Origin of the sequence: Bartonella sp. AP88HLJMH, from assembly GCF_042195605.1 — a bacterium.
Lineage (GTDB): Bacteria > Pseudomonadota > Alphaproteobacteria > Rhizobiales > Rhizobiaceae > Bartonella.
In genome coordinates, this window is sequence record NZ_JBHIOR010000018.1 from 1 (window position 1) to 21,337 (window position 21,337).

Here is a 21,337-nt window from a genome sequence, read left to right on the forward strand (position 1 = left end):
AAGCCAAGGGTAAAGCCGAGGTTATTATAGCAAAACAACGCCATGGTCCGACAGGAATCGTTCCCCTTGCCTTTCAACCCGACTTTACATGCTTTAGTGATTTGGAAAAATAGGAGCAGAAAAACGCGTTAAAGGGAGCTTTAAATACCCTTTGAAAGGCATTTGAAGACCCTTTGAGAACATCTTTAAAACTCTTTGAGAAAAAATAAATTGGTACAAAACCTAGTGGCAAAATATACAAAACCTGCTGGCAAGCTACAGCTGGCAAGCTACACTGGCAAGCTACAGCTACACTGGCTGGGGAACTTGGATTCGAACCAAGATTGACGGAGTCAGAGTCCGCTGTTCTACCATTAAACTATTCCCCAATAAGCCAATTTTACCATTTCTAGCAGATTCTATAGTGTAGGCAAGTGCAAAAAATCTTTAGATTCTCGATAATAAAGAGCGATAGGGATATCATTATAATCCCCGTAGTGGCGGTCTCAATATTTTAGCATATAGCAATAAGCGAATAAAAACATATAAATAGAGCACACCGCGAACGGAGGTATCACAAACTCTTGTTGAAATATTCTCTAATAGGTATATGCCTGTCAGGCAACAGCTACTAAATCATAGAGAATTAATGAGTAATATCCCTACTTATCCTGTTACCCCAAACCTACAGTTGGTATACGTCTCAAACATAGAGTATTCTACGGCTTTTTACAAATTCATCTTCAAGAAAGAACCTGTGTTTACCTCGCTACGCTATGTTGCATTTGCTTCTTCGGGGGATGCTCTCTTTGCTCTCTGGTCTGGGGGCGATACGCCTGAGGAAAATGCATCTCGTTTTTCAGAAATCGGCATTATGTTTCCGACAGGAGAGGACGTAGATAAGCTCTATGCGGAATGGAAAGAGCAAACCACTGTTGAGATAAATGTTTTGAAGGAACCGTATACTGATGTATTTGGACGTACCTTCCTAATCAAAGATCCAGACGGACATATTATTCGTGTTTGTCCACTGGATTAAAAAGCTTGAGATCTGATCTTTAATCGTCTGAATTATAATACCTGAATTATAATAATTGTCTGTTTCCAAAACCTATAAGCTATGTACGCTAAGAGGCTTACTTACGACGTGTGGCTTATCCGTTCGGTGCTGTTCCACTATATTCAGCCCCACAACCTGCCTGTTTCCACAGGCGGTCTAATTGGCTTGGACATCATCGGCGTTATTACATGGCCAGTGATCAGTACTTGTAAAATCATAGAAGCTATCCCTCATCGCACTTATATTGAGCCTTTTATTGGAATGGGAGGAATATTTTTTACAAGGAAATTGATATCTTTTGAAGTTAAAAAGACATTGTACATAAAAACTAATAATATCAATATATTAAGTGCAGTTATTTTATATGAATCCACTTAAGAATCCATACTTTTATGCATGTTTGAATTGATCATTTTTTATATAAGATTGCCATGGATGTATAGACCATAAAAAGCAAATCATGATGCAAATATTATAACGCATGGGTGCATTCAAATGAAATGAAAAGCGGTTATCATTCATAACGTATCATAAATTTTATGATACGTTTTTAAAAACGCTTACTAAAAAGTTAGTAAATGATAGGCAGGCATTATATAGATACTATCATCACAATATAGAATGAAAATCACAATGTTATGTCTTATGAAATTGAAAGCCTTTTAATGATATAACGCAAGCAAGCGAGAAAAAAACGTTTTAAAAGTTACAGTTTAAAAATACGAAACCAAATGAGCTCTCTCAAAATTTGGGGGGCACCTATTGAAAAAAAGATGAGGCAGCAAAATTCAAAACCATTGTAACATCTAAGGTATGGGATTTTATTCAATTTTGAGTCAAAAGCTATAATGTTTAAAGATGGCTATTCTAAAGATAACGCCTCCAAAATTGGATTGGTTAATTTTGCCAACTCAAATTTGAGCTGGTTAATTTGCAAAGAAGTTACATTTGAGTGCAAAATGAAAAGATACTTATGAAAGCCTTATTGAGAAAACATTCATTTAAGATGCATTTTCTTTTGATTGGATTGATAAAGTTACCAAGCGTTTATAGATTCTATAATGCTAATGAATGATATCAAAATCATAGCTATCATTTACGTTTCTTTTGATAAGTTTTCATATTTCTAAATAGAGCACTTGCAATATGATACGTTTTGTATATATGAATTTATTACTCCATTGTGGATGATTCATTTGAATCTTATAATCAATATCTGAAAGCCGCGTCATATCATTTGGCTCGGCTTTCTTTTTTGAATTCTCTCTTTAGATAGGTTTATAGCTATTAGATAAGGCTTTCCCATAAACAGAGCCAGATATACGTGTATTACTATGGAAAGGATTTATTTGCGCGAGGATTACCAGACAATGTTTGCTTTGCTTGCGCAAGAGAAAAATTCTTCTCTCTCAATGATGTGTCTCAGATCCGAAAAATATTTAGCCAATTTAAGATAAAAGGGGTTGCCACATCTTATACATGTGATTCAAAGAATCCGCACCGGCTCAAGAGCTTATCATCTCAAATTGCAATTTTTAGAGGAAGAGAAAATATGCATTAAAGGGATTTTAAATAACCCTTGAAAGTTTTTGAAGATCCTTTGAAAAAAATAAATTGATGCAAAACCTGCTTTCAAATTATACAAAAGCCGATGACAAGCTACAATCATTAAATACTGGCTGGGGAACTTGGATTCGAACCAAGATTGACGAAGTCAAAGTCCGCTGTTCTACCATTAAACTATTCCCCAATAAGCCAATTCTACTATCCCTAGCAGATTCTATAGTGCATGCAAGCGCAAAAAATCTTTATGATTATCGATAATAAAGAGCGATAGGGATGTCATTAATTGTTTTGATTTGAATATCGACATCATAAATGTCTTTAAGAATTTTTGGTTGCATAATTTCTTTTGGAGTCCCACAATAGGCCGCTTTCCCATTTTTCAATGCAACAATCATATCTGAGTAAGATGAGGCAAAATTAATATCGTGCATAACAATAAGAATGGTTTTTTTCAGTTCATCAGCTGTGCGGCGTAATTGCTTCATCATAGAAACCGCATGTTTCATATCCAGATTGTTTAATGGTTCATCCAAAAGAAGATAATCAGTGTCTTGGCAGATAACCATGGCTATAAAAGCGCGTTGACGCTGACCGCCAGAAAGCTCATCTAAAAAACGGTCTTGTAAATCTTGTAAGCCGAGATAGCGTAGCGCACTGTCGATAAATTGTTTATCTTCATGTGTATACCAGCCTTTTGAATAAGGATAGCGTCCGAAACTTACTAAATCGTACACGGTTAAGCGAAAAGACAAAGGATTTTCTTGACGCAGAATTGAGAGTTTTTGAGCCAAAATATCGTGGGGCATTTTATCAATATCAAAGCCGTCGATATGAATTGTACCATTATGGTGTGGCAAAAGACGTCTTATCAGCATTAAAAGAGTTGACTTTCCCGAACCATTGGGCCCAATAAGAGAAATAATCCCCCCTTTTGGAAGATGAAGGCATAAATTATCGATAATCAATCGTGTTCCGTAAGCCTTGGAAAGATGATTGATCTCAATCATTTTAGTTTTCCCTTCATCAGTAACATTAAGAAAACAATTCCCCCACAAAACTCAATGATAAAACTTAAACGCCCTGCCATATGAAAAATTTGTTCTAAAATAAATTGTCCCCCCACCAGACAAATAATAGCCAATAATATTGCAATTGGAACAACAATACTGTGTTTTGCTTGAGGAGAAAGTTCATAGGAAAGGTTGGCAACTAACAGTCCAAAAAAGGTGACGGGGCCTACTAATGCGGTGGAAATGGATACGAGAATGGAAACAAAAATAAGGACAGCTGTCGCACTTTTGTGGTAATTAACGCCAAGATTAAGAGCATTTTCACGTCCCAAAGCCAAAATATCAAGAAGATGACGGGAATGCCATCCAATCAGACTCACAATGAAGACAATGATTGTGGCAAAGCTTATTAATGGTGTATTGAATTTATTAAAATTTGCAAACATAATATCCGTTAAATTCATCATTTGGTCTGGATTTAGTTGCAATTGCATAAACATCCGTAAACTGAAAAAAAATCCGCCTAAAACAACACCGATTAAAAGCGTTAAATGAAGTCCTTTTAGGCTTCCTGAAAAGAGCCAGCGAAAAAGGCTTATTGAAAAAAGAATAAGAATGAGGGTTTCAAGAACGAGCTGTCCTTCTTCATTCAAAAAGGGCAAAGAAAGAGAGCCTACAAAATACATTAGGGCAGTCTTTATTAAAATATAAAGCTGATCAAATCCCATAATTGAAGGAGTAAGAAGACGATTATTAACGATTGTTTGAAATAAAACCGTGGAAACGCTTATTGCATAGGCAATAAGAAGCAAAGAGGAAAGTTTTGTAAGACGAAATTTCCATGTATAAACATTGATGTTCCACGTCATGTAAAGACTAATGACAGTGCATGCTATGATGATAAGTGTTGTTAGTACACATATTGTTTTTCTTCTTCTATCCAAGACGCTTTCTCCAGCGTAAAAGCAGTATCATAAAAATAAAACTACCGATTACACCCATTATGGTGCTGATGGGAATTTCAAGAGAGGGATGAATGATTCGTCCTAAAAGATCACAAATTAAGACCAATCCTGCACCGCTGATGGCCACCCAAGGAGCGGTATAGCGCATATTATCTCCCATGAAACTTGAAACAATATTTGGAATAATCAACCCAACAAAAGGAATACGGCCAATGGTACAGACAACAACAGCAGTGATTGAGGCGACAATAAAAAGACCAAAAAACATGACAACACGATAATTCAATCCAAGGTTATTGGTTAAATCTTCTCCCAAACTTGCAACCGTAAAGCGATCAGCAGTACAATAGGCCAGAATACAAAGGGGAAGGGATAGCCATAAGAGCTCATATTTTCCTTCAAGAACCATCGAAAAACTGCCAAATAAGTAAGCTTGAAGAGAAGGAAGTAACATTTCATAATCTGCAATGGCATTGGTTAAAGAGCCAATAATATAGCTTAGCATAATCCCTGTAAGGGGTACAATAAGAGCAGATTTTAGAGGAATGCGTCGCAATAAAAACATAAAAAGTAAAGTGCCTACCATGGCAAAAATTGTCGCAACGACCATTTTTCCTAAAACAGGAATATCGGGCCAAAAAATCATAATAAAAAGAATGCCAAGGGAAGCAGATTCAATGGTTCCAGTGGTTGATGGCTCGACAAAGCGATTGCGTGTTAATAGTTGCATAATCATGCCTGAAAGTGCAAGTGCTGCGCCTACTAAAAGGATTGCAATGGTACGAGGAAGACGTGTTTGCCAAAAAATAAGCCACGCATGGGGATCGGCTGCGAAAAGGTTAGAAGGTGTGACATCAGAATAACCAACAAAAATGCTGAGGATAGACAGGAAAATTAGAAGTGTTATGGTTATCCAGTAATTCTTCACGTTAAATCATTTTCTAACAAAATCTACAAAAAGCAAAGACTGCTTAATAAACAACCTCTGCTTTTAAATTTTATTTATATAGCAAGCAAGCTCTTTCGTGCGCTTATTTGCTCTTTGTAAAGGCTTCATTGATCTGCTGTGCGGTTTCAATGAGCGCCGTTAAACCACCATTTGCACGATACCAGCTCCAAGAGTCCAAATAAATAATTTGGTTTTGTTTGCTTGCTGTTGTGCGGTGAACAAGCTCATTGTTGAGCAATTGTGCTGCGGATTGTCCTTCCCGTCCAATGGCTGCATCGCGATCAATCACCAACAACCAATCAGGATTGGTTTCAAGAATAAATTCAGGAGAAATGAGTTGTCCATGTTTTTGCACGGTAAGTTTATCGGTTGCAGGGGCAATTCCAAAAGCGGAGTGAAAAATATCGAAACGTGATTTTGGTCCGAAAGCACTGATTTTTCCACCAGAGGTCATGAGTATGAGCCCGGTGCCTTTTCCTTGGGTATTTTTACGGACTTCAGCAAAAGCTTCATTGATTTTTGCAATTTCCTTTTCTGCTTCTTGTGTTTTACCAAAAATTTTTCCAAGGATAGACACATTTCGTTTTATATCTTCAAGAGAATTTTCGTTTTCTACGGTTAGATCAATTGTTGGGGCTATTTTGGATAAGTCTTTATATTTTGCTTGAGTTCTGGAGGAAATAATAATCAAATCGGGTTGAAGAGTGGCAATTTTTTCATAATCTGGCTCAAAAACGGTTCCAATTCTTTCATATTTTGCATCGTCAAATTGTTGCAGATAGGAAGGTTTTTTTCCTTCAGGAAGGCCGATAACTGCTTGGATACCAAGGCGATTCATATTATCTAGCGAGGCAAGATCAAACACAACAACCTTTTGCGGAGAAGTGGGAACAGAAGTCGTTCCTGAAACATGATCAATCGTTACATTTGTCTGGGTACTGGTATTTGCAATACTCGTATGAGTCCACAAAATCGTTGCAAAACTAATTGCAACCAGTAAAACAGAAGTCATCCATTTCATATATTTTATCATCGTGATTTTATCCTTTTATCTAATATTACAAAGGTTTGCGCACTTAAAAACTTAACTTTGGTATTTTTATGCACAAAATGAAGCGTAAATAAATAACACTATGTTGTAAAGTTGACTGACATATGTTACAAATCGTTCACTTACCTCATTTTCACTTAATTCTAGTGTTTTTGCAACATTATTTAGAAAGTTTGACATATGATCAATGTATTTAAAAAGCGTACACGTTTGTACGCACTGACAACAAGTGCTTTCTTCTTTTTACAAGGTGTAGATGTTTCTATGGGGAGTAGTTGGTTTTCACTGCCTTCAATTTCATTGCCAAATCTAAGTGGATTATCATCTCTGGTGCCATCTTTTAGAAATTCATCAAAATCTCCTGCACCTAAAGTAGTTGAATTACCTGCACCTCCTTCGCCACAAGTCGCTAGCCAAGGGGATGGTGCTGGCGCTGGTGTCCCTGGTGCTGGCGCTGGTGTCCCTGGTGCTGGCGCTGGTGTCCCTGGTGCTGTCCCTGGTGCTGTCCCTGGTGCTGTCCCTGGTGCTGTCCCTGGTGGTGGCGCTGGTGGACTTGGTGGCGCTGGTGTTCCTGGCGGTGTCCCTGGTGGTGTTGGCGTTGGCGGTGTCCCTGGTGGTGTTGGCGTTGGCGGTGTCCCTGGTGGTGTTGGCGTTGGCGGTGTCCCTGGTGGTGTTGGCGTTGGCGGTGTCCCTGGTGGCGTTGGCGTTGGCGGTGTTCCTGGTGGCGTTGGCGGTGTTCCTGGTGGCGTTGGTGGTGTCCCTGGTGGCGTTGGTGGTGTCTCCGGTGGCGTTGGCGGTGTCTCCGGTACTAATACTCCTGCTCCTGGTGCAAATTCATGTTCTGATGGGAGTTTTAAGACCCTTAACTCTGTGATCTGTTCTGATGGGGGGTCTCATACACTAAAGAGAAGTACTATTGGTGTGTTGAAATTTGGCGATAATGCTATGCATGCAACAGGACAGGTTACTCAGAAAGACGTGTATACCGCAGGTGATAAAGAAGTCTTGTATTTAGTTCGAGGGACAACTGTTGAGTTAGAGAAAGTGTCTATTAGGGGGAAGGCTTTTCCAGAAGGTAATGTTATTTTGAGTTCTAATGAAAATGATGATTCTAAAAATTTCAATGGTTATCTTAATGCAAAAATGGGGGCGGGGGTATTAGCAACGCTTAATTCAAAAGTTAAGCTAGAAAATTCAAGTATTAAGGAATTTATAGTCGGGGTTGATGCACAAAACGAAGGAAGGATTCATATGAAAGGTGGGGGGATCTATTATAGTCAGATAGGAGCTTCTACTGATTTTGCGTCATTTGTTTTTCTAGATGGAGTGAATTTTTATGCAGTTGGGGTTGGGTTGAACAGTTCTGGTAGATCTGGAATTATGATGCAATCTGGGTCGATTAATCTTGATAAAGGGGCGGTGGGAGTTGTAGCAGGGTATAAAGGGGTTGTAAAATTAGATGAGGTTAAGATTAATATTAAAAAGGGGATAAGCGGGCGAAATAGTGTTGATTCTGTTGATTCTACAGAATCTCCAAATCTTATTTTCTTGTCAGATGGGGGTTCTATTTCTTTTAATAAAGGAAAAGTTGAGAGTTCTGATGCAGTTGTTTTGTGGGTTACTCGTGGTATTGACGAGTTTTTAGTCGGTGCAATGGATGATCGTGCTTTCGGAGCTGGTGTTTTGGCGAGTCGTTTTGTTATTGATGCTAATGCTAATCATAATGATAATGGTGATTCTATTTATACAAAAGATGATATGCTTGAAATGAATGCACTCTATGATGTTTATCACGTTATGGATGATGCTTCTGAAGATGTTCTCTCTACTCTAAGATGGACTGTAGGTAATAGCAATGCTTTGCAATATATGCAAAGTATTACGGGTGATAGGGAGAATAAAAATTATTTTAAGATTAAAGCTGATATTAAAGAATCAACTATTCAAATAACCGGGAAAGATTCTTATGGCATATATTTTAATACGGTATCTTCAGAAGATGAAAAAGAATCAGGTGAAGAAGTAACCGTAAGAAGTTACGACGATAATGAGAGCATGCCGATGGTTCTTTTAAAAAAAGCTACTCTTAGAATTCCAGACGGTGTAGCTATTTATGGTGGTGATTTAAATGGTGCTGTTATTTTAGGAGAGGGTAGTGTTCTTTCGGGTGATCTATTTTTAAAAGCTGAAGCTCATTCTAATCTGTTAGTGCATGCTCATAAATCTTCAATTATAGGTGAAGCTCGTGTTGATGAGAATGCAAATGCTGCACTTTATTTGTCTCATTCAGGATTGTATTTAACAAAAAGTATTCATCATAAACCATCGGAGAGAAATACAAATCATATAGATTCAAAGCTTTCGTTTGTAGATCTTTCAGATAGTAATATTGTATTTTTGCCTCCAAGAAGTGAAGATGAAGGTTATCAAACACTGCAAATTGGAAATAGACGAGATGAAAACACTCTAGGTAGGGGGTTACGTGCTCAGGGAGATGCTAGGCTTTATGTTAATGTGAATTTTGTTTCTGATAATTTAGATAATGTTAAGCTTGTGTCTGATAAGCTTTTGATTCATGGTGATGTTTCTGGAACAACGAAGGTGTATGTAAATGATACTTCTGTCATCACCACTTTAAATAGCCAATTAGAAAATGGAGCGAAAGTTCAGCGTCAAGGTGTACAAAATCAAGATCGACGGGAGGAAAATAGAAAAAAACCTGCCTCTCTTCAAATTATTCAAGTTTATGGAGAAGCAGAAGAAGATTCTTTTAAACTTGCTAATGAATATGTTACATTGCAGGGATCACCTTATCAATATGTTCTTAGGGCTTCTGGTCCAATGCAATATAGTGCTTCTGGTCCAATAAGATATTCCAGTAGACCAAGAAAACCTGAAAATAGACCTGAGGTAGTGTGGACTTTCAGCTTAGAAAGTAAATTAGAAAATGGTGAGAGGCGGCAAAGTATAGCTCATGGACCTCGTAATCGTATTAGTCCTAAGACACCTTTTGTGCGACCTGTTGTTTTTGATGTTTCGTCATCTGAAGATGCAGGCACTGTGTCTGGGGTAAATAGTTCTTCAGGATTAGATTCTTCATTAGTACCTGATCAAGTTACTGCTTCTGTTTTGCCAGGGAATCCTGAAACACTTGGGAGATCTGATGTAGAAGAGGCTGATGTATCTGTTGGAAATCCTGTTACAACTTTTGAATCAGAAGGACATACTCCATCTGCTTCACTAAGAGTTTTGACAACTGAGGAGACTGTTGATGGAAGTGAAGATACTTCTCTTATTGCTTCTCCTAATGGAACAGATAGTCAGAATGAAGTAGAAAATGCTACAGTGACCCACAGTGATACTGATACAGTTGATGTGAATAGTGATATTACAGAGGTTGGATTAATTCCGTCTCAGGCTGTTATATCTTCTGCTCCTCAATCTTTTACGCCGGAGAGTTCTGGACTTGGAAGGTCTGACACAGGCGATTCTGATGTGGAGTTAGGTCTTTTGGCTGGAATTTCGTCAGTCGCTGGAACTGAAGAAGGTACTTCATCTTCTACGTTAGATGTTCTTCCTGCTGAGCCTTCTGCTCCTCAGTCTTCTTTGTTAGGAAGTTCAGAGACTATAGAACCTACTACTTCTGGAAAAACTGGAAAGCCTAAGGCTTCTTCTTCCTTAGTTAATTCTACTGCGTCTAAGCAAGAGAAGCCTGCATCTAAGGAGATGGGAGATAAACCTGTAGGGCGTGTTCTACTTTCTACTGGCGGAGCCAATACACTTAGATCTGAATCGCAAAACCCTGGGGTTGTATATACTGTTACATCAACCAATGGTATAAAGCAGGAAGGGGGTTCTTCTCAATGTAGTGGAGATATGGGGAAAAATGGTGCGGAGAGATTGCAAGTTGCTTATTCTTGTGCCGATGGAAAATTACACACGATAACAGGACAAACACTGAAGGCGAGTGGTGATACTCAGCATTCTATGCATGCAAAGAGTAATACAGTTGTTAAGTTAGAAACTGCCACTATTGTTGGAGCAGAATCTGATAAAGGAAGTAATTTTGGTGTTACGCCATCAAAGTTTGTGAGTGCTGTGCTTGCAGAAGAAAAAGCAGAGATTGTTTTGGATAAAAACTCAACAATTCAATCTTCTGTAATTGGGCTTGAAGCTAAAAGTGGCGGAAAAGTTAAGATGATTGGTGGAACAGTAGATGCGCTTTATGTGGGTGCTTTGGCAGGTTCTGGATCGTCTGTTAACTTAAAGGATACAAAAATTAACGTGACGGGGAATTTTGCTTCAGCTGGTCTGGTGAGTCAGGCTGGTGAGGTAACCATGGACTCTGGAAAGATTGCTATTGAAAGAGGAGTGGCAGTAAGGTCGGAATCTGGAGGCAGCGTTAAGTTAGACAAAGTTAGTATTACTGCGAAAAAAGCGCAGAATAAGTTAGATTCAGCAGAGAATTTAGAGCGTGCAGCTTTTCTGGTGAGTGATAATGCTTCTGTTGATTTTAAGAACGGAAATGTTGTTACTGATGCCCATGCTGTGTGGGTTATGAAGAGTGGTGATGCTGTTGAGACGGGTTCTTCTAGGAGAAGGAGATCCTCTGACGTTCGTCCTACTATGAATCACGTAAATATCGAGTCTTCTACTGTTAAAGTGGAAGGTGACGGAGTCTACGGTATATATTTTGATGGGGGAACACAGAAGGAAGCGAGTCAACAAAATCGAAGTCAGAATCTAGAAACTGCGCAAACAGGCGTTGCTAAGCGGAGCGCTGTATCCAAACAGGAGAATACACCTATAGGCATAACAGGGACAGTTTCGTTGAAAAAAACTGATTTTGAAGTTGCAAATGGTATAGCTATCTATGGTAATAATTCTGGTGGTCGTGTTTTATTAGAAAATAAAACAACTCTTGCTGGTGACTTGTTATTAAAAGCCGAGAATGATTCGAACATATCGGTTTCAGTTGATAGTTCTATTGTTACAGGCGGTGTTCGCGTTGATAAAAATTCTTATGCAAAATTAGACTTGGTTAATAATTCACAGTGGATTCTAAAAAGAAGTGCACAGAGGAATTTGGGGACTCTAGATTCAGGATGTGTGGATTCATGCATTTCTTCTGTAAGTCTTGTAAATAGTGCTATTGATTTTGCACCTTCGGAATCTGAAGGAAAATATCAGACTCTCCATATTGGAAATGGGAAAGGAACTGTTTATGCGGCACAGGGTAATGCTGTAATTCATCTCAATGCACGTTTAAATCCTCGTGATCCGAGTGATCAGCAAGTCACTGATCGGCTTGTCATTCATGGTGATGTTTCTGGAAAAACAAAAATACATGTACGAGGTGATGCGGGCAATGTAGGAGATGGTAAAGCGAATGCCAAGATTGCTCATACTGTTTCAATTATTCAGGTCTATGGTCAAGCGAAGAAAGACTCTTTCCAACTCGATGGCAATTATGTTGCACTGAGAAACTCACCTTACAAATACACCCTTCGTGCTTATGCTCCAGAAGCGACTTCGAAACAGGAGCATGTTCAGCAGAAATTTGTTAAGGATGGTGGAGAATTTTGGAATTTCCGTTTAGAAAATCAGTATGTTAAGTCTGTTGGATCTGCTGCCCTTCCTGAACAATTTGTAAGGTCTGTTGTTCCACAGGTTCCAACTTATCTCAGCTTGCCTAATAGTGTATTCCACGCTGGTTTGATGGATATTAGCAATCAAAATAAGCAATTGGAGACGTTGCGGATGACTTCTACAGGAATGGTAGAGGTTCGTGAAAATCCCGCTTTATACTTGCGCGGCTATGGTGGAAGTTATCATTATGCTTCAGATCTGTCCGCACTTGAATATGGTTATGACGGCGATCTTAGTTATAATGGTGTAGAGGCGGGTGTTCTGCTGCAAACTATTGAAAATACCGACAGTGCTATATCCTTTGGCATTATGGGAACTTATGGAAAACTTTCTTTGCAGCCTGTGAATGTTGAGTACAGTCAGAAGAGTGCATTTGATAAATGGACTGCTACGGTATATGGTAGCATGCAGCATAATGTTGGCTTCTATGTCGACGGTCTTTTATCCTATGGTCTGTTCAAAGGTGATGTTCTCACCCTTGCACGGGGTAAAACAGCAACATTAAAAGGTAATCCTTTGAGTGTTTCTTTAGCTGGTGGTCAGACAATTATGACAGGATATAAGGGCTTTGTCTTTGATCCGCAGGTTCAGGTTGTGTATCAACATCTCCAGTTTAATAAAGCCCGTGATATCGACAATTTTGATATTGAAATGGGTAACCTTAATCAGTGGGTAGCGCGTGTTGGTGGACGCTTAACCAAGATTCCTACAGGTTCTGAAGGCGTGAATGCTATTGCTTTCTATGGTAAGCTTTATCTTGCTCATGGTTTTGAAGGAAAACAGTTTGTGCATTTCAATGATGCTTTCAAGTTAGGAGCTTTTGGTTCTTCTCTAGAGGCTGGATTAGGTTTTAATGCCAAACTGTTGCCACAGTTCTCTCTGCATGCTGATATTCTCTATCAACACAAGCTTAATAAGGCTGGTTTTTCGGGAACGAGTTTTTCCGGAGGAGTACGTTATCAGTTTTAATAAAAGGTACACTATGTACCTTTTTAGAAAAGGCAGCACATTGTGTTGCCTTTTTTCTTTATAACAACTTGTGTTGTTCTTAAAAAATCTCGTCTTCTTTATTAAGCAAAAAAGACATAGTTTGTTTTATGCATGAGAGCACTTTTCTTCGCTAAAGCGAATTTTCTTAAAATTTATGCTGCTACTGATGCGATAGAGTGCTTCGCTTTTATCGGCTTTTTAAGCGTTCAGCAGACCGGTATGCGTTACGTTATCCTTTTTGGTACTGTATTGATATTATCTAATATAATATTTGATGTTTTCTAAAGCTCGTTTTTGAGAGTTTGTTTTCTACTGATTTAAGTCATTGTTTCATTCATCTCCTTGTGGATTAATTTTTAAAGTTCACAAGGTTTGATTGTGTTTTTAATTAATTGCACGCACTGGTTTTATTTTTTCTTTACACGAAATACAGAATGCATTATACACTCATAAAGTGTGTTTTGTAACTATTCTCTTATAGGTGGTTTTGGCGTAGAGCTTTTGCCAAATTTATTGGGATAATTCATTGCACAGTTCAGATGAGCATGAGGCATGTTCTTTTGTTACACTTTTCGTATTTTTGAGGTGTGCAATGGGGTGTTTTGTAAGTGCTTTTGTTTTTAATGAGAGGGGAAGGAAAGTTTCGAGGGAACTATGATTAAAGTTTTTAGAAATCATGTATGTTTATGTGCTTGTACAACAGCTATCCTCTCTTTGCTTCAAAATGGAAGAGAAGTGTATGCCGCTACAGAGGGGAAGGATAGTAAACCTTATGTTATAAAGGTTATTCCAGTTGTCTCTGCTAATTCTTCTCCTCAGCTTAGCGGGAGTAATAAGCATAAGCTTCCTCTTAGTGGAGAAAGTGGTGATAATTATTATCCTCCTAATATGATTAATGTTGGCAATAACGATGATGGTATTCGTGGGGGAAATGATTATCGTAAGCTGAGTGGATTAGCTGGGGAGAATGGGCGTAAGGAAAATGTAGATAATACGGTTAAAAATGAGCACTCTGATGGAAGAGGAGTGAATCTTGGGTTTTATTACTATAATCGGTTGTATTATATATGCGATAATTGCGGGGAGTCTAAAATTGATAATAAATCTTATAAGATTACGAATGAGAACGCTTCCTTCTATCCTGATGATCCTACTGCTATAACGGTGAAAGGAATAGGTACAGAAGTTCGCGGGGAGGATGTAACGGTTAGTAGTCAAGTTGCTGATAAAACTTTTCTAGTGGGGGTGCATGTATTAGAGAATGGTAAGATTGTTTTGAAAGATCCGATTATCAAAAATACAGTTATAGCCCTTCGTGCGAGTGATGGAGTGATTGAGGTAAAAAATGGAAAGATTAAGGAAAGTCATGAGGGTATTGACGCAACAGAGAAATCGTTTGTTCTTTTAGAAGATACAGAAATTAAGACCGCTAATGGGAACGCAAGCATTTTAAGTTATGATCATTCAGAAGTTTGGATGTCAGGTGGTTCAGTTGATTTTATGAACAGCCATGGGGTTTCTTCGATGTTAGGTGGGGAGGTAAATCTCGAGAATGTTAAAATTACTGGGAAGGGTGACAAAGGCAAGGATCGTGCGGTTGTGCATATGGATTTAGGGGGGGCTGTTAATTTAGAGGGCACTGTTGTTAGTACTGATGGGGGTATCCATGGCATATTATTAGAAAATACAGTCGATTCTATTCCTTTGCAGGAAGTTAAAGATTTATCAAATGAGGATTCTGATTCAAAAATTCCTGTGACTGAAGTTAATATGAAATCCTCTTCTGTTACCGTAAAGGGTAAGGGATCTTATGGTATCTATTTTCGGGGAAAGAAGCCATGGAGTGAAGGTGGGGATAAAAAAGAAGAAATTTCATCAGAGGAAGAAAAAGTTCCACCACGATTAGAAGTTGTTAATTTGGATAAAACAGAGTTTTCTGTTTTAGACGATGCGGCTCTTTATGGTAAAAACATGATTTCTGGTGCGGTGGGGTTGGTACACAGCACTCTTCGTTCAGGGAATTTTTTATTAAAAGCTGAGGAAGGTGCTTCTATAACAGTTTTGGCGGATGCTTCTACTCTTGAGGGTCGCACACACGTTGATAAAAATTCTAATGCTGAGCTTTATTTGGGAGGTCATTCTCAATGGATTTTACAACAACCGTTGCAAAAAGATCAACACGAGGCTGCACATGATTCTTCTATTTCACTCGTGAGTCTTATGGATGAGAGCTCTATTAATTTTAAAAGACACGAATCTTCTTCTGTTGATGATTATCAAACCCTTCGTGTGGGAAAGGGAAAGGGTGAAGTTTATAAAGCACAGGGCGGTGCCTCTATTTCTCTTAATACATACCTGAATAAGGGCGGTGATCTTGTTAATCAAAAGACTGATCGTGTTTTAATTCATGGTGATGTTTCGGGAAAAACAAAGCTCCAAGTGCATGGTGTTGCAGGAAGTCCAGGAGGATATACGGGAAAGGGGGGGAATGCTGAAGGTATTTCAATCATTCAGGTTTCTGGACAAGCAAAGCAAGATTCTTTTCAGTTGGAAGGTGGTTATGTAGCGTTAAACGCATTACCTTATCAGTATAAGCTTTATAGTTATGGTCCAGAATCTGAGTTTGGAAAAGCAAGTATGGATCAGAGATTAGTTGAAGGGAACGGAGAATTTTGGGATTTTCGCCTTGAAAGTAGATCTATAGATTCTGATGTTAAACCTAAACCAGATCCTGACCCAATTCCAGGACCAGAACCTTCTCCAGCACCAGCTCCGGAGCCTCATCCTAAGCCGGGCGTTAAGGCTGTTGTTCCGCAGGTTCCGACTTATCTCCTTTTGCCTAACGCCTTACGTCATATTGGTTTGATGAATGTTAACAATCAAAATAAGCGGTTAGAAGCTTTGCGAATTACTTCTGGGGGCTTATTAGAAAGTCGTGAAAATCCTCTCTTTTTTGTGAGCGGTTATGGCGGCAATCATCGTTATACTTCAAATCTTTCCACGCTTGAATATGGTTATGGCGGCGAGTTTGATTATAATGCACTAGAGGCAGGTGTTTTGCTGAAAGCAATCGAAAATATGTATGGTTCCACTTCTTTTGGAGTTATCGGGGCTTACGAGAGATTTTCTTTGCAACCTTTGAATGTTGAGCAGAGTCAAAAAAGTACATTTGATAAATGGTCAGTTACGGCATATGGTGGTATGCAGCATGATGCAGGTTTTTACGTTGATGGTCTTGTGTCTTACGGCTTGTTTAAAGGTGATGTTCTAACAACTGCACGGGGCAAGACGGCAACATTAAAGGGTTTCCCTTTAAGTGCTTCATTGACTGCTGGTAAAACATTTATGGTGGGGGAGGACGGTTTTGTTTTTGATCCGCAAGTTCAGGTTGTTTATCAATATCTTCAATTTAATAAGGTGCGTGATGTGGACGGCTTTGATATTGATTTAGGAAAACTTCATCAGTGGGTAGGGCGTGTTGGAGGGCGTTTAACAAAGAGGCTGGTTGCTACTGATGAGGCTCAGGTTGTTTCTTTCTATGGCAAGCTTCATCTTGCTCATGGTTTTGAAGGAAAACAATTTGTGCATTTTAAAGATGCTTTTCAGCTAGGTGCTTTTGGTTCTTCGTTAGAAACAGGATTAGGTTTTAATGCCCAATTATCTCAAAATTTTGCGCTTTACGGCGATTTGGTTTATCAGCACAAACTAACGAAAGCTGGTTTTTCTGGAACGAGTTTTTCAGGTGGATTGCGTTATCATTTCTAGTGTTGTTCCTGTTTTTGATTAATCTTTCAAAAAGCTACAAGTTATACTTGTGGCTTTTTCTCATTATCTATTCATTTTGTGTTATAGCATTTTTACGAGAGTGTGACTTTGCATATCTTTAATATGCTTTTAGGTTGGACTTCTTTCATTTTTTTGAAAAGTCTGAAGAGTTTGTACGTTATTGTTTCAAAACGCGTATTTCAGAGTGATTATTATATTATTTATAATGTTTTGATTTATAAAGATATTTTTAATTTAGGGTGCTGAAATATTTTCAAGGATTTTATGATGAATCCATAAAAAGCATTCCTTTGTCTATTATATGTAAAATTGGCAGGTGGATAATCGTTTAAGAAAGGAGTCAATATAATTTGGGGAATTATATTAAGAGGAGAGGATTTACAATATTAGAAATTAGCAAAGACAAAGATGCTACTCAGGCACAATGAGGGCTGTATCCGATGAACTTGATATTATATCCGCTGTCGTTGTGAAATGGGGATGGAAAAAATGAGAGATATCTGAGAAAATTGGTGAATGAGAAACATAATGACGTATTGTTTTTTGAAAGTGTGTTTTCTTTAAATGCATAAATAAAAAGATGAAGTCATGTGTCATCTTCACTTTTTAAAATATGGCTCTGAATGCTTTTGAATATTGTAAAGTTGAATTAAAAGGAGAAGGTAAAATCGGAACTGATTTTTACACGTTCCTACTTTTTATTAGGCTGTCTTACCATGAAGATTGCCTAAACGGCATATGTGAACTCTTGTTTCTCAATTGTGGCATATGTTTTGTCTGCTTACAGAGTGTACACTGTTTCAATATAATATTATCGTAAGGATGTTGATTATATCCGTTCTGGGGGTGATTAGACGGCAGTTAAAGTAGGTGTTCTTAATGCATGTCAACTGACTAAGGGTGTTTTTGACTAACAACGTTAAAGGTGATTTTTCTGTCGTTCTTCAGTTATATTTTTGCAAATTCTTTGTAAAAGCGACAGATTTAGATTGTATTTTCGAGTAATTTTTTTATTCCATATTTACATAAAACACAAAAAATATTAATAAACTCACGATATTAAAACCTAAACGTATTAAATATTTTTCTTTTGGTTAAGTTTTTTGATACGTTATGTATAGATCTTAGTAAGAAGAGGGGGGTTATGGTGGAATTATGGTCAATCTATTTAAAAATCGCTTCTCCTTATGTACTTTTACAACGGCACTTCTTTTTTTGACACACAATGTTGGTGTTTTTGCACGCAATGCTGAATCTCAGGTTATCTCTGGAAAAAAGCAGTCTTCATGTGATCAGAATGCAGCATTTTATCAGTGTTCTGATGGTGGAGCGCACGAAATTAATAATAAAGTTTATTCGTTAATGGATAAAAATGTTAATGGTGTTCATGGAGCCATGGAGGCGTCTAAGGAAGGTACAATTATTCGTGGCAAGAATATAACTGTTAAGGGTATTTTGGATGAAAAGAATAACTCGGAAAACAATTTTTGGAAATATGGAGTAAAGGTATCAGAAGAAGCGGGCGTTTTTCTGAGCGATTCCACGTTGAGTGGGGTTTTAGTGGGGGTGGAAGCTCAAGGTGGATTCATCGTAATGTCTGGTGGATCAATTGATGCAATCAAAGTGGGGGCTTTTGCTGGAGGAAAATCTCAAAGTGGTGTTGATTTAACGAATACGCAAATTAGCCTAGGGAGAGTTGGGGTTAAAGCAGGAGAAAAAGGATATCTTATTTTAGAGGGTGTCTCTATTACCGGCAAGGGGAGTACCGGCAAGGATGATCAAGGGTTGGATGCAGGTCGTCAGGCAGCTTTTCATATATCTGAAGATGGTTATGTTCAGTTTATGAAAGGTTCTGTTGATGTTACTGATGCTCATGGGCTTTTATTGCAGGGAGATAAAGCTCCTCAGATTAATATTGGAGATTCCAATATTACAGTGAAAGGTAATGCATTTTATGGTATACACTTTGAAGGTGTGGCAGCATCAGAAGGTTCGTCAGAGGGAAAATCATTGCGCGTTGATTTGAAAAAGACGCGTTTTGTCGTTCCAGATAGTATAGCTGTTTATAGCAGTCAATCTGGAAAATCTAAAATATTTTTAAAGGAAACAAAGCTTTTTGGGGATTTGTTGCTGAAGGCTGATCGTAACTCTTCTATAGAGGTTGTTGCTGATGCTTCTGCACTTGTCGGTCAAACTCAGGTTGATAACAGTTCTAAAGTCGACCTTATCTTGGGAAATAATTCACAGTGGGCTTTATTGCAACCAAGACAGAAAAAATTACAAGATCCTAATTATAGAGGTGTTTCGTTTATTTCATCGGTACACCTTTCTAATAGTTCCATTACTTTTGAAAAACCAAAGTCCAGTACTAATCATGCATATCAAACGCTTTATATTGGAAAAGGAACAGGTATTGTTTATCAGGCTTTTGGTGATGCTTGGATTCATTTGAATGCACATTTAAATCCTAGTGATACAAGTGATCATCAAGTAACGGATCGGCTTCTCATTCATGGTGACGTTAAGGGAAGAACTATAGTCCATATACAAGGGGTTGCGGGAGGTTTAGAAGAAAAAAACGAAAAAGCGCATAGTGTTTCAATTATTCAAGTTTATGGAGATGCATCGTATGACTCTTTTCAACTGAATGGGCAGTATGTTGCATTAAATGGCGCGCCTTATAAATATGTTCTTCGTTCTTATGGCCCAAGTGTTACTAGAGGGGAGGAGCATGTTAAACAGAGATTTGCTTTGAACGGAGGAGCATTTTGGAATTTTCGTTTAGAAAATGAATATGTTCAAACTGCTGATTATAGAGAAACTCCTATGGTTTCTCAACGTACACCTCCTGCACGTGCTTCTGTTGAGGATATTATTCCCGAATCTTCTGGTGATGTTGTTCCAGCGTCTTCTACAGATAGTCTTTCTGAAATTGAAAATGTTTCTCCGTCTCAACGAGGTGTAAGATCTGTTGTTCCTCAGGTGCCAACTTATCTACTTTTGCCGAATAGTTTGTTCCACGCTGGTTTGATAGATATCAGCAATCAAAACAAGCAGTTGGAGATAGTACGGACTAATCTTAGTGGAATGTTGCAAATTCATGAAAATTCTGCTTCATTTTTGCGTGGCTATGGTGGAAGTTATCGTTATGCCTCAGATTTATCTGCGCTTGAATATGGTTATGGGGGAGATCTAGGGTACTATGCACTAGAGACAGGTGTTTTGCTACAAACTGTTGAAAATGTTGACAGTGTTATATCCTTTGGGGTGATGGGGTCTTATGGAAAGCTTTCTCTACAACCTCGAGATGTTGCACAAAGCCAAAAAAGTACATTTGATAAATGGACTGCTACAGTTTATGGAAGTATGCAGCATGATGTAGGATTCTATGTTGATGGTTTGTTATCTTATGGTCTGTTTAAGGGAGATGTTCTGACAACTGCGCGGGGTAAAACGGCAACATTGAAGGGTAACCCTTTAAGTGTTTCCTTGATGAGTGGTCAGAAAATTGCCACAGGATATGAAGGTGTTGTTTTTGATCCACAGGTTCAGGTTGTTTATCAGCATCTTCAATTTAATGAGGCCCGCGATATTGATAATTTTAATATTGAGATGGATAAACTTGATCAATTGATGGTGCGTATGGGTGGTCGCTTGATAAAGACTCTTACTGCGTCTGAAAAAGATCGTGATGTTTCTTTTTATGGAAAGATTCATTTTGCCCATGATTTTGGAAAAGAAAGGTCTGTGCGCTTTAAAGATTCTTTCCAGTTAGGGGCTTTTGGTTCTTCTCTAGAGGCTGGATTAGGTCTTAATGCTCGCTTGTCTCAAAAATTTGCGCTTCATGGTGATTTGGTTTATCAGCATAAGTTGAGTAAAGGTGGTTTTTCTGGAATCAGTTTTTCTGGTGGATTGCGCTATCGTTTTTAGGATGATCATCTTGAGGTAAGTTGTTTAAAAAACCACAAGCATAGCTTGTGGTTTTTTATTATTTGTTTGCAACTTTTTAAATAAGTTTTTTAAAAAAATGTTTTTTTTGCATGAGCAAGTTTGTTTCTTTTTAGAAACGAGATAAGGCTTTCTGGTTTGCAGTTTTTGCTTCTTATGCTGTTTTTCTTCTTTGAGTTTATTTTTATTAAATTCTCTTGAAATCACTGCTTTGGGGTGGAATTTTTATTTCTATCTATATTTTTACGCGTTTTTATAAATAATACAATTTTAAATTGTGATATTTTGGGATTCTGGCTTTACATAAAACATAGGGTGGATATATAAAACACAAAACGTATTTTAAATTATCACGCGCAACCAAAGTTATTAAACAGAACGCGT

The 21,337-nt window shown here is 38.1% G+C and carries 9 protein-coding genes, 2 tRNA genes and 2 pseudogenes; 7 read left to right on the forward strand and 6 right to left on the reverse strand.

Annotation, left to right across the window (positions count from 1 at the left end; genetic code table 11):
* The coding region (locus ACFIMA_RS07845) for a DnaB-like helicase C-terminal domain-containing protein (protein ID WP_375668797.1) at positions 1-113 on the forward strand (113 nt) is incomplete at its 5' end.
* 181 nt (positions 114-294) lie between these two features.
* Here the strand turns inward: ACFIMA_RS07845 and ACFIMA_RS07850 are convergent.
* Positions 295-368: transfer RNA gene (locus ACFIMA_RS07850), tRNA-Gln, on the reverse strand.
* Between the two features lie 260 nt (positions 369-628).
* On the opposite strand from ACFIMA_RS07850, the gene ACFIMA_RS07855 reads away from it, so the two are divergent.
* From ACFIMA_RS07855 to ACFIMA_RS07860, 3 genes and pseudogenes are all read left to right on the forward strand, one after another.
* Entirely contained in the window at positions 629-1,018 is a 390-nt protein-coding gene (locus ACFIMA_RS07855) for a VOC family protein (RefSeq protein ID WP_375613673.1), read from the forward strand.
* A 231-nt stretch (positions 1,019-1,249) separates the two neighbouring features.
* Positions 1,250-1,333, forward strand: a pseudogene (locus ACFIMA_RS10045) (DNA adenine methylase); the annotation flags it as partial.
* A gap of 1,039 nt (positions 1,334-2,372) precedes the next feature.
* Positions 2,373-2,578: pseudogene (locus tag ACFIMA_RS07860) on the forward strand (DNA adenine methylase); the annotation flags it as partial.
* A 137-nt stretch (positions 2,579-2,715) separates the two neighbouring features.
* Here the strand turns inward: ACFIMA_RS07860 and ACFIMA_RS07865 are convergent.
* The 5 genes from ACFIMA_RS07865 to ACFIMA_RS07885 all read right to left on the reverse strand — a co-directional run bounded on the left by ACFIMA_RS07865 (position 2,716) and on the right by ACFIMA_RS07885 (position 6,562).
* Positions 2,716-2,789 (reverse strand) — tRNA-Gln (locus ACFIMA_RS07865).
* Positions 2,790-2,853: 64 nt separating this feature from the next.
* Positions 2,854-3,612 carry an ABC transporter ATP-binding protein gene (locus ACFIMA_RS07870; protein ID WP_375629926.1) on the reverse strand — a complete coding sequence of 253 codons (759 nt, stop codon included), beginning with the start codon at positions 3,610-3,612 and terminating at the stop codon, positions 2,854-2,856.
* The gene (locus tag ACFIMA_RS07875) at positions 3,609-4,484 is read right to left on the reverse strand and encodes an iron chelate uptake ABC transporter family permease subunit (protein WP_375693301.1); all 876 of its coding nucleotides are present in this window, start codon (positions 4,482-4,484) and stop codon (positions 3,609-3,611) included. The genes ACFIMA_RS07870 and ACFIMA_RS07875 overlap by 4 nt, the downstream gene beginning before the upstream one ends.
* 67 nt (positions 4,485-4,551) lie before the next feature.
* Entirely contained in the window at positions 4,552-5,508 is a 957-nt protein-coding gene (locus ACFIMA_RS07880) for an ABC transporter permease (RefSeq protein WP_375613670.1), read from the reverse strand.
* 103 nt (positions 5,509-5,611) lie between these two features.
* Positions 5,612-6,562, reverse strand: a complete 951-nt coding sequence (locus tag ACFIMA_RS07885; RefSeq protein ID WP_375613669.1) for a siderophore ABC transporter substrate-binding protein — start codon at positions 6,560-6,562, stop codon at positions 5,612-5,614.
* Positions 6,563-6,760: 198 nt separating this feature from the next.
* Here ACFIMA_RS07885 and ACFIMA_RS07890 point away from each other — a divergent pair, with 198 nt between their 5' ends.
* The 3 genes from ACFIMA_RS07890 to ACFIMA_RS07900 all read left to right on the forward strand — a co-directional run bounded on the left by ACFIMA_RS07890 (position 6,761) and on the right by ACFIMA_RS07900 (position 20,935).
* The gene (locus ACFIMA_RS07890) at positions 6,761-13,198 is read left to right on the forward strand and encodes an autotransporter outer membrane beta-barrel domain-containing protein (protein WP_375693302.1); all 6,438 of its coding nucleotides are present in this window, start codon (positions 6,761-6,763) and stop codon (positions 13,196-13,198) included.
* Between the two features lie 675 nt (positions 13,199-13,873).
* A complete protein-coding gene (locus tag ACFIMA_RS07895) occupies positions 13,874-16,984 on the forward strand; it encodes an autotransporter outer membrane beta-barrel domain-containing protein (protein WP_375693303.1) in 3,111 nt (1,036 codons plus the stop codon).
* Positions 16,985-18,160: 1,176 nt separating this feature from the next.
* The gene (locus tag ACFIMA_RS07900) at positions 18,161-20,935 is read left to right on the forward strand and encodes an autotransporter outer membrane beta-barrel domain-containing protein (protein ID WP_375693304.1); all 2,775 of its coding nucleotides are present in this window, start codon (positions 18,161-18,163) and stop codon (positions 20,933-20,935) included.
* Positions 20,936-21,337: the final 402 nt, after the last annotated feature.

Coding starts and splice junctions, on each gene's coding strand:
- ACFIMA_RS07890 (WP_375693302.1), top strand. CDS start 6,761: ATGATCAATGTATTTAAAAAGCGTACACGTTTGTACGCACTGACAACA.
- ACFIMA_RS07895 (WP_375693303.1), top strand. CDS start 13,874: ATGATTAAAGTTTTTAGAAATCATGTATGTTTATGTGCTTGTACAACA.
- ACFIMA_RS07870 (WP_375629926.1), bottom strand. CDS start 3,612: ATGATTGAGATCAATCATCTTTCCAAGGCTTACGGAACACGATTGATT.
- ACFIMA_RS07900 (WP_375693304.1), top strand. CDS start 18,161: ATGGTCAATCTATTTAAAAATCGCTTCTCCTTATGTACTTTTACAACG.
- ACFIMA_RS07875 (WP_375693301.1), bottom strand. CDS start 4,484: ATGACGTGGAACATCAATGTTTATACATGGAAATTTCGTCTTACAAAA.
- ACFIMA_RS07885 (WP_375613669.1), bottom strand. CDS start 6,562: ATGATAAAATATATGAAATGGATGACTTCTGTTTTACTGGTTGCAATT.
- ACFIMA_RS07855 (WP_375613673.1), top strand. CDS start 629: ATGAGTAATATCCCTACTTATCCTGTTACCCCAAACCTACAGTTGGTA.